The 12,598-nt window shown below is 60.0% G+C and carries 11 protein-coding genes; 3 read left to right on the top strand and 8 right to left on the bottom strand.

What is annotated here, in order from left to right:
- Window positions 1-310: 310 nt before the first annotated feature.
- Window positions 311-1,537: a porin gene (locus tag F0184_RS15965; RefSeq protein WP_150497209.1), complete on the top strand. Its 1,227-nt coding sequence runs from the start codon at window positions 311-313 to the stop codon at window positions 1,535-1,537.
- Between the two features lie 421 nt (window positions 1,538-1,958).
- Here F0184_RS15965 and F0184_RS15960 read toward each other — a convergent pair whose 3' ends face one another.
- The gene (locus F0184_RS15960) at window positions 1,959-2,876 is read right to left on the bottom strand and encodes an alpha/beta fold hydrolase (RefSeq protein ID WP_150497208.1); all 918 of its coding nucleotides are present in this window, start codon (window positions 2,874-2,876) and stop codon (window positions 1,959-1,961) included.
- Between the two features lie 235 nt (window positions 2,877-3,111).
- Between F0184_RS15960 and dapA the strand changes: the two genes are divergently transcribed.
- Both dapA and smpB read left to right on the top strand, forming a co-directional pair.
- Window positions 3,112-3,990 (top strand): 4-hydroxy-tetrahydrodipicolinate synthase, encoded by an 879-nt coding sequence (gene dapA / locus F0184_RS15955; RefSeq protein WP_150497207.1) that lies wholly within the window; start codon window positions 3,112-3,114, stop codon window positions 3,988-3,990.
- 43 nt (window positions 3,991-4,033) lie between these two features.
- On the top strand, window positions 4,034-4,519 hold the full coding sequence (smpB, locus tag F0184_RS15950) for an SsrA-binding protein SmpB (RefSeq protein ID WP_150497206.1): 486 nt from the start codon (window positions 4,034-4,036) through the stop codon (window positions 4,517-4,519).
- Window positions 4,520-4,642: 123 nt separating this feature from the next.
- Here smpB and F0184_RS15945 read toward each other — a convergent pair whose 3' ends face one another.
- The 7 genes from F0184_RS15945 to era all read right to left on the bottom strand — a co-directional run bounded on the left by F0184_RS15945 (window position 4,643) and on the right by era (window position 12,598).
- Window positions 4,643-5,107 (bottom strand): acyl-CoA thioesterase, encoded by a 465-nt coding sequence (locus tag F0184_RS15945; RefSeq protein WP_150497205.1) that lies wholly within the window; start codon window positions 5,105-5,107, stop codon window positions 4,643-4,645.
- The gene (locus F0184_RS15940; RefSeq protein WP_150497204.1) at window positions 5,107-6,270 is read right to left on the bottom strand and encodes an iron-containing alcohol dehydrogenase; all 1,164 of its coding nucleotides are present in this window, start codon (window positions 6,268-6,270) and stop codon (window positions 5,107-5,109) included. Before F0184_RS15940 ends, F0184_RS15945 begins: the two co-directional genes overlap by 1 nt.
- A 185-nt stretch (window positions 6,271-6,455) precedes the next feature.
- Window positions 6,456-6,701, bottom strand: coding sequence for a GPW/gp25 family protein (locus tag F0184_RS15935; RefSeq protein WP_150497203.1), 246 nt, complete (start codon window positions 6,699-6,701; stop codon window positions 6,456-6,458).
- An 18-nt stretch (window positions 6,702-6,719) separates the two neighbouring features.
- Window positions 6,720-8,378, bottom strand: a complete 1,659-nt coding sequence (locus tag F0184_RS15930) for a patatin-like phospholipase family protein (RefSeq protein ID WP_172972132.1) — start codon at window positions 8,376-8,378, stop codon at window positions 6,720-6,722.
- Window positions 8,379-8,451: 73 nt separating this feature from the next.
- The gene (gene parC / locus F0184_RS15925) at window positions 8,452-10,710 is read right to left on the bottom strand and encodes a DNA topoisomerase IV subunit A (RefSeq protein ID WP_150497201.1); all 2,259 of its coding nucleotides are present in this window, start codon (window positions 10,708-10,710) and stop codon (window positions 8,452-8,454) included.
- 108 nt (window positions 10,711-10,818) lie between these two features.
- Window positions 10,819-11,589: a DNA repair protein RecO gene (gene recO, locus F0184_RS15920; RefSeq protein ID WP_150497200.1), complete on the bottom strand. Its 771-nt coding sequence runs from the start codon at window positions 11,587-11,589 to the stop codon at window positions 10,819-10,821.
- A 40-nt stretch (window positions 11,590-11,629) separates the two neighbouring features.
- Window positions 11,630-12,598, bottom strand: coding sequence for a GTPase Era (era, locus tag F0184_RS15915; protein ID WP_150497199.1), 969 nt, complete (start codon window positions 12,596-12,598; stop codon window positions 11,630-11,632).

The raw sequence follows: 12,598 nt of genomic DNA, 5'->3' as shown, positions 1-12,598 counted from the left end.
GCTGAAATGACGGGTAAATTTGGGCGAATCCTTACCCAATCCTGAATTCCGGCTGTGTTTTTGTGACATTCCTACCACACCGTATTTCAAAGCTGCCCCTGAAGCGGGCTTGGCTGCACTTCCGTGTTGAACGAGAGATCGGGATGCGTATGGTCACTCCTGCGAGCGGCTTTCGGGCCGCACTGCTTTGCCCGCCTCGGACAGTTAGCCTCCGGTCGGGATCAAAGACAGAGATTTTCGCGGGGACATGGTTTTCACAACGGCGCTGCCAAATGAAAATCATAACTGAATTGACTGATTGGAGGTCACTATGAAATTCAAGGGCTTGATGCTCGCTGCCGCAGCTGCCACCGCAGCAACCGGCGCATCTGCTGCCGATCTTCCGGTTGCTCCGGAGCCGGTTGACTACGTTCGCGTCTGTGACGTTTACGGCACTGGCTTCTTCTATCTGCCGGGCACCGAAACCTGCCTCAAGATTGGTGGCCGTGTTCGTACCGAACTGCGTTTCTTCGATTTTGACAACGAAGGCGGTTCTGCTTGGGACGCTGACGCAGACGTCTCCACTGGCTTCCGCGCACGTGGTTACTTCAATTTCGACAGCCGCACCCAGACCGAATTCGGCCTGCTGCGCACGTATGTCGACATCTTCGCAACCGCTGATTCCGGCCGTGGCGATGCGTTCTCCCTGGACAAGGCATTCATCCAGTGGGGCGGTCTGACCGCTGGTCGCGCCGGTTCGCGCTATGACTTCTTCACTGGCATGAACTGGGGTTCGGTCCTGAACATGGGCTTTGCCGATGACGGCACCACGAACCAGTTCTCCTACACCGCTGCCTTCGGTAACGGCTTCTCCGCAACCGTGTCTTTGGAAGACGGCCTTAACCGCCGCGCAGGGATCCTGACTTCGGCTGGTGCTCAAGGGGGCTTCGGCGTAACTGACCTTGATGGTGGCCACAAGTATCCGGATCTCGTCGCAAACCTGCGCGTTGATCAGGGCTGGGGTTCTGCTCAGATCATGGGTGCTCTGCACCACGTCTACGTGAACTCCGCTGCCGGCAGCGCTTTGACGGCTGACAGTGAACTTGGCTGGGCCATCGGCGGTGGCGTGCAGTTCAAGCTGCCGATGATCTCCTCCGGCACGTCGCTTGGGTTCCAGGCTTCGTACTCTGATGGTGCTGCGAACTATGCCGCTGCATCCAACGCCAGAACTGCAGACGCAGTTGTGAATGCTGCTGGTACAAGCATTGCGACAACAAAATCTTGGGCAATCGGTGGTGGCATCAGCCACGCATGGACCTCAACCGTGAAGTCTGGCTTGACCGCCAGCTACATTGATCGGGATCACGGTTTCACCGTCCAGGATTCTACAGAGTGGAACGTTCAGGGTAACGTTGTCTGGTCGCCGGTTCGCGGTCTCGACATCGGTGCTGAGCTTGAGTACAGCACTGTCGACTGGAACAACCCGGTTGCTGGTGGCACCACGTTCCGTGACGATGGTCAGCTCGTCGGCGTGTTCCGGATCCAGCGCACGTTCTAAGTTTCTCACCTGAGAAATTTACGGGAACCCGGCGGCAACGCCGGGTTCTTTTTGTTTGTGCGCCGGTTCAATTCCCCAATTTCAAAATCTTTGCACTCCGCCGATCGGGCGGCGGGTTTTGCCCAAATTCCGGATTGCCGAATGGCCGGGGATCTTCGACGCTTTCAGGGGGCTGTCCAGATTAGTTTTGGCGTTAAACCGGAATCGATCGACCAGCCAAAGCCGATCGCTTCTTGCTTTGCCGGGCATCTTTGAACGGTACTGACAGAACGCCCAACGCGATGGCCATCCCTTTGCGCGGCGACGGCCATCATCCTGTCCGCTCACCACCCGCACAGCTGTGATCTGATGTCATTGGCGGCGGCGGAGCGGGGAGATGCAGGGCAGGAGCGGCGGGTTCCGATCCGGACCGCCGGGGCCGTCAGGATAGCCGATCGAGAAAACCTGCGATCTTCAGCTGGGTCTCTTCGTCCCAGAGCATCGGCGTATGGCCTTGATCTTTCACGGTGATCAATTCCATGCCCTGATGCCGGGCCTGCATGGCCTGGCACGTTTCACGGCTCAGGAGATCCGAGGTTTCGCCGTGAATCACCTGCAACGGAACACCTTCGAGCGAGTCGAAGAGCGGCCAGAGATCGGGCCAAGGGGCTCCCTCGTCGAGACTGGCGAGTTGATGGGCCAATGCGGCGTCGTAGTCGAGCACGACTTCGTCATGCTGCTTTGAGCCGAGTTGATGGGCATATCGCAGCCAATCCGCGCCGGTGAAGGTCGGAAACTGCGGCCCCATCCCATGTTCCAGATGCTTGGCAAGAGCGTCAAAGCTGGCATGGGTCATGTTCCGGCCAATGTTGGCCGCCAATCGGCGAATGGCCCGCATCTCGATCCGCGGTCCGACATCGTTGAGAATGACGCCTGCCAGACGCCGTTTGTCGTATCTTTGTCCCATGGCCATGGCATGCAGACCGCCGCGGGATGTGCCGAGCACGGCAAACCGGTCGAGGTTGAGGTGAGCAATGGCGTCGTCGATGTCCTGAGATTCGATGGGCATCGTGTAATTCTGCCAGTTGGGATCCCAATCGCTTTTTCCCCGGCCGCGGTAATCAAGGGCCATGACGCGGTAGCCCCTGTCCTGCAAGATACCTGCGATCGCGTGAAAGTCTTTCGTATTTCGGGACAGGCCCGGAAGGCAGAGAACCGGTAGTGGTTTTGAAGGCGTTCGCGGGGTCCAGATCTCGCCTGACAGCCGCAAGCCGTCGCGGCTGATCCAGCGGAACTGTTTCGACTGATGCGCGGTCTCATCGCGGACCAGGTCCGCCGGGATGGCTGGAGCCGTCGTCATGGGTCGTCCTCCTCGACACCGTTTTTATTTTGTTGACCTGAAAGTTAAGGGCGAATGAAGAAGGCCGCCAGTGGTAGCTCTGCTTAGATCGATTTTTACGATTTAAAGCCTCAGAATTCTCCGGGTTTTCCGGGCTTTGGCGGTGTCGGGCATTGCTCTGCCGCAGCCGTCCAATTATGGTGCCGCCTGCTCTTTGAGCCAAGGTCACAAAGAAACTCGTTAAGGAAACCGGCAGATGTTCAAGGGATCAATTCCAGCGCTGATCACACCCTTCAAGGATGGCGCGGTGGACGAAAAACGGTTTCAGGATTTCGTCGAGTGGCAGATCGCAGAGGGGTCCGCGGGTCTCGTTCCGGTGGGCACAACGGGCGAAAGCCCGACCTTGAGCCATGATGAACACAAGCGTGTCATCGAGTTGTGCATCGAAGCGGCGGCGGGCCGGGTTCCGGTCATCGCGGGTGCGGGCTCCAACAACACGGTGGAAGCCATCGACTTTGCAAGACACGCGGAAAAAGCCGGCGCGGATGCGCTGCTGGTTGTCACGCCCTATTACAACAAGCCGAATCAGGCCGGGCTCAAGGCGCACTACAAGGCGATCGACGGTGCGGTGGGAATCCCGATCATCATTTACAATATTCCCGGCCGTTCGGTCATCGACATGACACCGGAGACCATGGCCGAGCTCTACGAAAGCTGCGCGAACATCGCCGGCGTCAAGGATGCGACGGCGGATATGGCCAAGGTATCTCGCCAGCGGCATTTGTGTGGTCCGGACTTTATTCAGTTGTCCGGTGAAGACATTTCCGCGCTGGCTTTCAACGCGCATGGCGGTGTCGGTTGCATCTCCGTTACGGCCAATGTCGCGCCGCGCATGTGCGCAGCGTTTCAGGCAGCCACCTTGGCGGGCGATTTCAAGACCGCGTTGGACTATCAGGACAAGCTTGCCCCGCTGCACCGGGCTCTTTTCCTGGAACCCAGCCCGACTGGCGCAAAATACGCGCTGTCGTTGCTGGGCAAGATCGAAGAAGAGCTGCGCCTGCCTCTTGTGCCGGTTTCGGACGCGACACAAATAGAGTTGCGCGAGGCGATGACCCATGCCGGGTTGATCAACTAAACCCTTCAGGAGGGCCGTTCACGCGCGGCTCCGAGGATATCCCATGGCCCAGAAGAACAAGACAGGCGGGCCGCCTGGCCGGACCATCGTTTCCGACAACAGGAAAGCCCGGTTCAACTACGAGATTGAGGACACTCTGGAGGCCGGTATCGAGCTGAAGGGCACGGAGGTCAAATCGCTCCGGACCGGAAAGGCGAATATCGGCGAGTCTTACGCCGCCGAGTACAATGGCGAGATCTGGATCTACAACGTCTATATTCCCGAGTACCTCCAGGCGAACCGCTTCAACCACGAGCCGCGCCGGCCACGCAAACTGCTGTTGCACAAGCGCGAGATCGGCAAACTGGCCGGCGCCGTGCAAAAAGAGGGCAAGACCATTGTCCCGCTCAAGCTCTATTTCAACGAGAAGGGCAGGGCAAAGCTGGAACTCGCGCTGGCGCGCGGCAAGAAGTTGCACGACAAGCGCGAGACGGAAAAGAAGCGCGACTGGCAGCGCGAAAAGGCGCGGGTGATGAAGACGTTCGGCTGATGCCGGGCGCGCGTATCAATCCGCAGGCACCGCGCTCCCAAGCGGCCCTACCACCTGTGAACAGCTTGTGAAGCGGCTGTGGATTGCCTGTTCATCCTGTGTGGATAACGGTTTGCGCGGCCGTTAGGTATCGTGCGCCTTCAGGTCGGCCAACCGGACCCGCACGTTGTCGGGGATGGGTGTGGGTCGGCGCGTCCGCCGGTCCACGTGAACATGAACGAACTTGCCCATTGCTGCGCAGTCCGGCGCCTCGCCGGCAAAAAGGCCGATGCCATAAGTCACTGAACTTGTGCCCAGTTTGTCGACACGAATGCCCGCATGAACCGTTGAGGGGAAAACAAGCTCGCTGAAATAATGGCAGCCTGTCTCGACAACCAGAAACACGGTCGGCGATGTGCGGGGATCGAGAAGTCCCTGCTCGCCATACCACCCGTTCACCGCCGTGTCGAAGTAGCTCAAGTATTCGACATTGTTCACATGGCCATAGATATCCACATCCATCCATCTGGTCGGGATGGTGCGGTAAGTGGGAAAGTCGGAGCGGGGCACGGGCCGGAGCCGTTCGGGTGTCATGGCGGACCTGGTCATCAAAGGGCGGCCTCATAGATCATGCGGGCGTCGGCCTCGGTCACATCCCTGGGATTGTTGATCAAAAGCCGTGTCTGTTTCATGGCGTCCTTTGCCATTTGCGGAATGTCTCCAGCCGCGATTCCCACCTCCCGCAGCCTTGTTTCCAGACCGAGATCCGCCGCAAGACCCTGGAGTTGCCGGGCAAAGGCTTCAGTGCGCTCAATCGGATCTTCAATCTCGGCCAAGGCCGGAAACACTTGGGGGGCCAGGCTGCTGTAGGGCCCGGCCGCTACGGCAGCATTGAATTTCAAGACATGAGGCAGAACCAGTGCGTTCGACAGGCCATGGGGGACATGGAACGTGCCGCCGATCGGATAGGCGAGGGCGTGGACCGCGGCCACGGGCGAATTGGCGAAGGCCATGCCGGCCAGCATCGAGCCCAACAGCATCGCGCCGCGCGCATCCCGGTTTCCCGGCTCGTCAACGGCCGTGCGGATGTTGGCGCCCAGCAGCTTGAGCGCTTCCACCGCAAGGGTCCGGGACACAGGATTGTTGTTCGCCGATTTCGAGGCATAGCCTTCGATCGCGTGAACCATCGCGTCGATGCCGGTCGCCGCTGTGACATGGGCAGGCAATCCGAGCGTGAGATCCGCGTCCAGCACCGCAAGGTCCGGCAGAATGACCGGGGAGACGACGCCGCGCTTCTCGTCGTCCTCCACGGTGATGATGGAGATCGGGGTGACCTCGGACCCGGTGCCGGCGGTCGTGGGGACCAGGACGAGGGGAAGGCGCGGGCCTTTTGCATTCCCCACGCCCCAGGCTTCGTCAAGGTCCTCGCCGCTGCCTAGGAGCAGGGCGACCAGCTTGGCGACGTCCAGCGACGATCCGCCGCCCAAGCCGACTACGGATGTGGGCTGGAACGCACGGCCCTGATCGACGGCGGCTGTCAGGACGCTGCGCAAAGGATCCGCCGTGACCCCGTCAAAGACGGCGACCGCGTGCCGGGCGTCCGTGAGACTTGTCATCGGGGCTTCCAGAAGCCCCGCCTTTACAATGCCCGGATCGGTGACGATCAGAACCCGCGCGCCCAGGAAGGGCGCCGCATGGCGGGACAATTCGCCTGCCGCGCCCGGTTCGAAAACGATCCGTCCGCTCGTGTTAAAGGTAAATGCCCCGATCATTGGTCTCCCCGTGCGGTCAATTCCAGGATCACAATGAAGGGTGTTTTTCCGCGCGTCGAGGTCGGCTCGCCGTCAAATCGTCCGGACTGCGAGTGAGTTGCGAAGACAAGGAGCCCTAAAGCCAAGACCCTTAATAAGGGTGGTCTCGCGGGTGTCCACTCCGGTCTGTGTCGACCGGCGCTGCCCTAGTGCTCGACGCTTTGTTTCAAATAGGCGTCCTTGATCGAGGCGACTTGCTTGGCCCGGTTGTCCCGCGACGCTTCGAATTCCTGGCGGATGCTGGCGAGCCTGTCCTCGTGTTTGGCGATGGCCTGCCGGACTGCTGCCGCCAATTGCGCTTTGACAACGGCTATGTCGTCTCCGGTCCGGGGCAAGGTGCCTGCCTCCGCCAACGCCTTGATCCTGTTTTTGTCGATCTTGCTGCTGGTCATGGTCTGTATCCTCGACTTTCAGCCTTGCACAAGGCTGGCGACAGTGTCTTGTATTTCCGTTTCCAATTCTTTTAAAATTTCCTCGGCAAGCACCTTGTTTTCCCCGAAGTAGGTATTGCCATCGACGACGACAATGAAGTCTGGCTCTTGTCGGTGCGGTGTTTGGGCGGTCCAGATTGGGACGGTAAGCAACCACCTCATTTCCGGCCAGACGAGCGATTTCCAACGGTAATGACCTTCGCCAGGGAAATCGTCCACGCCGTCAAATGGACGGAAGCAAACCTGCGTTTTCCCCTCGCGCCAGCACCGCCCAGTGATCGAACCGTTGATAGGTAGAACCAGACCCTGGTCGGAAATGCCATCATAATTCCGGCCATGCCTAAGCCGCAGAGACTTTTTCATGCCGTTTTCGGGAAGAGCGATGGCTGCCCGGACACGTCCCTCGTCCTTTCCGTTCGCAACCCTGTTGAGCTCGAGAATCGCGAGGTACTCTTCAACAATATCTGCGATCACTTCGGCGGTTTTGCGATAGGTATTCCTGTGCTCGATGAAATCCGAGACGATTTGGGTTTGCGCCACGGCACGGCTGTCTTCAAACGCCTCGCGGGCCGTATTGAAGGAAATATCAAAATCGAGCAATTTGACGGTATGGCCGTTTTCCGTGGCTTGGTCATGAACCACGTGAAGAAAGTGGTCTGCGGCCCGCGTGCTCAATTTGGACGCACCGAATATGGCCGATCTGATAACGGCTACCAAGAATCGGCGAGGAGATGTGATCGGTTTGTGTGGGTCGTCGCCGATGTCCGCCGCGAATGTCAGTGCATCGGGGTCAAGAAGCCGTTCCTCATCAAAACACCAGGCTGGCAGGTTCGAGACGAGACCACCATCGGCATACAGTTCATGCCGCTCCATGCCACGTTTTTTGATCCGCCACGCCTTGAAAACAAAGGGGATGCAACACGATGCCGAGACAGCGTCCGCTACGCAAACATCTGGTGTCGTCTGTGGACTGAAGAGTTCGAGCTCCCGGGTAGTCAGGTTGGTGGCAACGATCTTGAGTTCTGGACGACCTGTGCCATTGCCGAAATCCTCAAACTTTACCGGCTTATCTGTGGTTCCGTGGACCTCCTTAGAAAGCAACAGCCCTAGCGCCCTATTGAAACGCTCAAGGCGCGCAATTCCTCCAACCAATAAAAAGAAACTTAGATAAACATAAACAACTAAAAGCAAGAACAGGCCGATCCAGATCAGAAATTTGAGCGGAAGTGAAATATCTTCGGCAGAAAAGACCATGCCCGCTCCGAAAACAGGTCCAGCGGCGAATGCTGCTGCCAGGAGAACGAACAGTCTTGGGAAACTTCGGATCAGGCACATGCGCCACCAGCCGAACCGTCCAAATATTCGGCTGGGGCGGTCTATCCTGGGATCAATCTGTTTCAGTTCGTCGAAAATAGTCGTGTTGAGATCCGGGTTGAACAAGCGTTTCCGGGTAAAACCGGCGGCAGCCAAAGCGGCGATGATTGAGCCGGCAGAGGTTCCAGCGAAACCGCAGACTTTGATGTTTTGCTGTTCAATAACATCGAGCACTCCCAAGTGAAGGAGTCCCCGGGCACCGCCGCCGGAAAAGGCAACATAGGCGCGTTCGAAGTGCTGGCTGCGCGCGTCAAGAATGGTCATGGTCCTGCAAAACATCCCGGCGAGTGGCGAAGCATCGCACTCTCCTTGGTTGATGTCCAGCGGGTGTAACCTATCAGAGCTTGTTCGTTCCGAACCTGTTGGACCGGGGGAAACCGGCCGGGGGCAGGCGTCCTGCCTGTCCGCGCTCTCCGCGCCATTCCGCCAACTCGTCGAGGGAACGGGTGAAGCTGCGGCCGGAGGGATCCACCCAGGTCAGCCCGTCCGCGCCGCTAAAGACCTTGATGTCCGCAACTTCGCCATCCCGGTAGCGTTGCAGCCGCACGCCGCGCCCGCGTCCCATTTGCGGGATCTGGGCCAGCGGGAAAACAAGCAGCTTGCGGTTCTGGCCAATGATGGCGACATGGTCGCCGCTCGCGGGCACGCATAGTTTCGCTTCCGCCGGAGCCGTCAGGTTGAGTACCTGCTTGCCCTTGCGGGTGTTGGCGATCACGTCGTCCTCACTGACCACGAACCCGCGCGCTTCCGTACTGGCCAGGAGCAGCAGCCGGCCCGGTTTGTGGACAAAGGCGGCAATCACATCCTGCGCCTCATCCATCTCGACCATGAGACGCACAGGTTCGCCGTGACCGCGCCCGCCGGGCAGTTTATCGGCGCCGAGGGTGTAGATTTTTCCGCCCGTGGTCAGAAGGAGGATCTTGTCCGTCGTCTCGGCCTGGAAGGAGAGCTTCAAGTTGTCGCCCTGCTTGAAGGATAGAGCGCCCAATTCGGCCTGGTGACCCTTGAGCGCGCGGATCCAGCCCTTCTCGGACAGGATGACGGTGATCGGCTCCTTTTCGATCATCGCCTGCTGGATATCGACGATATCGGCCTCGGGCGCGCTGGTCTTGTCGGTGCGGCGTCGTCCGAGGTCCGTTTCGGGGCCATAGGCCTTGCCGATTTCGCCGATTTCCTTCGATATCCTCGTCCACTGCCGCTGGTCGGAGCCCAGAAGCTGGATCAGGCTGTCTTTCTCGGCGGTGAGTTTGCCGTGTTCCTTGCGGATCTCCAATTCTTCAAGCTTGCGCAGGGAGCGCAGGCGCATGTTGAGGATCGCCTCGGCCTGGACATCCGTCAGCTCGAAGGTCCGGATCAATTCCGCCTTGGCATCGTCCTCCTCCCGGATGATCCGGATCACCTCGTCGAGATTCAGATAGGCGACCAGATAGCCTTCCAGAACCTCGAGCCGGTGATTGATCTGGCCGAGACGGTGCTCGGAGCGGCGGATCAGGACCTCTTTGCGGTGGTCGAGCCATTCGCGCAGAACCTGCTTCAGCCCCATCACCATCGGCACCCGGCCACCCGACAGCACGTTCATGTTCAACGAGAACCGGTTTTCCAGATCGGTCAGCTTGAACAGGGATTCCATCAACAGGCTGGCATCGACATTGCGGGAGCGGGGCACCAGGACAATGCGGATGTCTTCCGCCGATTCATCGCGGATATCGTCGAGAAGCGGAAGTTTCCGGGCTGTCAGGAGTTCGGCGATTTTTTCGATCAGGCGGGACTTTTGGACCTGATAGGGGATCTCGGTCACAACGACACACCACTGGCCGCGCCCCAGGTCCTCGACCTCCCAGCGGGCCCGCACGCGGAAACTGCCCCGCCCGGTTTCATAGGCCTCGCGGATGGCTGCCTGATCGGATACCAGCAGCCCTCCTGTCGGGAAGTCGGGGCCCTGGATGTATTCCAGAAGGTCTGCGGAGGTTGCGTCCGGGTTCTGGATCAGGTGTTGAGAGGCGGCGCACAGCTCGGCCGCGTTGTGCGGCGGGATCGAGGTCGCCATTCCCACCGCGATGCCGGAAGACCCGTTGGCCAGGAGATTGGGAAACCCGCCCGGCAGAACAATCGGCTCGCTGTCTTCCCCGTCATAGGTTTCCCGGAAGTCGACCGCGTTTTCGTCCAGACCGTCCAGCAGGCGCTTGGCAGTGTCCGTCAGGCGGGCTTCCGTGTAGCGCATGGCGGCCGCGTTGTCGCCGTCGACATTGCCGAAATTGCCCTGGCCATCGACCAGCGGATAGCGCTGCGCGAAATCCTGCGCCAGGCGCACCAAGGCATCGTAGACCGCCTGGTCGCCATGCGGGTGGTACTTACCGATGACGTCGCCAACCACACGGGCGCATTTCTTGAACCCGGCTCCCGGATCCAGTTTCAACAGCCGCATGGCATAAAGCAGCCGGCGATGCACGGGCTTCAGGCCGTCGCGCACATCCGGAAGCGCCCGGTGCATGATCGTGGAGAGCGCGTAGGCCAGATACCGTTCTTCAAGTGCTTCGCGGAGGTCGATCCCTTCCACGCCGTCCGGCCCAGCAGGCGGTTTCGTCTCGTTTCCCATAATGTGACAGGTAGCCGGTTCCCGCGGTCCGCTCAATCACGAATGGGGTCGAAATCCGCAGACGCATGCGGTTTCAACCGGTTTTCCCCGACGCTTTTCTGCTGGCCTCTAACCGGGCGGGAAATTCCAGGGAAAGGACTGGCGGTATTCTTTCTCCAGACTGGCGAGAATGGAAGTCCGCAGATCGAGGGCCGCTGGGGGATCCTGCGCCCCATCCATATGGCGCTGCAGGAAGAAGCCGGTGAGCGCAAAGCCATCGACGAGATCTTGAAACGGTATTTCCGTTCCCGGCTGGCGCTGGCCTTCGACGAGGAAGGAGGGCAGGGCAAGCAACTTATCATGATAGGGACGCCCGGCCTCGCGGCAGACTGCGCGGGCCGATTTCGGGGAGACATAGGCCAGGTCATCGATCGTGCCGGTGGCCGCACACCGGCTGAGATCAAGGCCGATCCCGAGTTCCCGCAGAACCTCCAGTTCGAACCGGATGAGCAGGGGGCCTGCGTTCTCGGGACAGGTGAGGTGATCCAGCACGATCCCAAGTCCGGTGTACAGGGCGGGCAGGGGATCGCGTTCTGGAAACTTCCGCATCAGCGCGGCGAGATGTTGCACCCCGTGAAGGCCGAGCGCCGAGGACATGAGATCACCGGCGCGCAAGGCGATGGCATCCGTCGTGAAGATCCCCAGATGGCCGGATAGCCGCGCCCGCCAAGTCAGGGCCAGTTCGTTGCCCGGCTGAAGCTCCGCGCGCTTGCGTGGGGAGCGGCCGCCGCGCACGAGACCCAGGTGCCGGCCGTGATTTTCGCTCAGAACCTCAAGAACCGCGTCGCGTTCCCCGTGAGCGCGGGCGCTGAGGACAATTCCGGAACCGGTCCATTCCAAGGCGTTCGTTGTCCTTCATGCTGTGCGTTGGAGCTGGCGGTTATCGCGGGAATTCCAGCCCCATCTCCCGATACCGTTCCGGGTCGTCCGCCCAGTTCTCACGCACCTTCACAAACAGGAACAAATGGACGGGCGCTTCAATGATCCCGGCGATTTCGGTTCGCGCGGCCTGCGAGATCGCCTTGATGGTCCGGCCCTGCTTGCCGAGGACGATGCTCTTCTGGCTGTCCCGCTCGACATAAATGGTCTGTTCGATCCGAACGGCGCCGTCTTTCCGGTCCTGCCACTGCTCGGTTTCGACTGTCGAGACATAGGGCAGTTCCTGGTGGAGACGCTCAAACAGTTTTTCCCGCGTGATCTCGGCAGCCAAAAGGCGCATCGGCAGGTCCGAAGGCTGGTCTTCCGGAAACAGCCAAGGTCCTTCTGGGACCGCTTTTGCGAAATGGTCCAAAATTGCCGCGACCCCATCCCCGTTCAGTGCGGAGACCATGAAGGTTTCTGCAAAGGGCAGCCGGTCGTTGGCGGCCTGGGCCAAGGCCAGAAGCTCATCGCGCTTTGTGACGTCGATCTTGTTCAAGACAAGGGTCTTTGGCCCGGGCATATCCGCGAGCCGGTCAATGATGCGTTCGGCCTCGTCATCGATGCCTTTTCGCGCGTCGATCAGGAAGGCAGTCAGATCCGCGTCGCGGGCTCCGGACCATGCGGTGTCCACCATGGCCCGGTCCAGACGCCGTTTGGGTTTGAAGATGCCGGGCGTGTCGACAAAGATCAGCTGGGACGAACCATGCATCGCGATGCCGCGGACAATCGCGCGCGTGGTCTGGACCTTATGCGTCACGATTGACACTTTCGTCCCGACCAGCTGGTTCAAAAGGGTGGACTTGCCCGCGTTCGGCGCGCCGATCAGGGCAATGAAGCCAGCGCGGGTCGGGTCTCCGGTTTCGGCCGGTGCGGGGCTTTCATCGCCCGGATCCGGGACTGCCGGGCGGTCATCTTCATGTTCGTTCAT

The organism is Roseibium aquae, assembly GCF_008711285.1.
Taxonomy (GTDB): Bacteria; Pseudomonadota; Alphaproteobacteria; order Rhizobiales; family Stappiaceae; genus Roseibium; species Roseibium aquae.
This window is presented reverse-complemented; position numbering and strand designations above follow the sequence as displayed.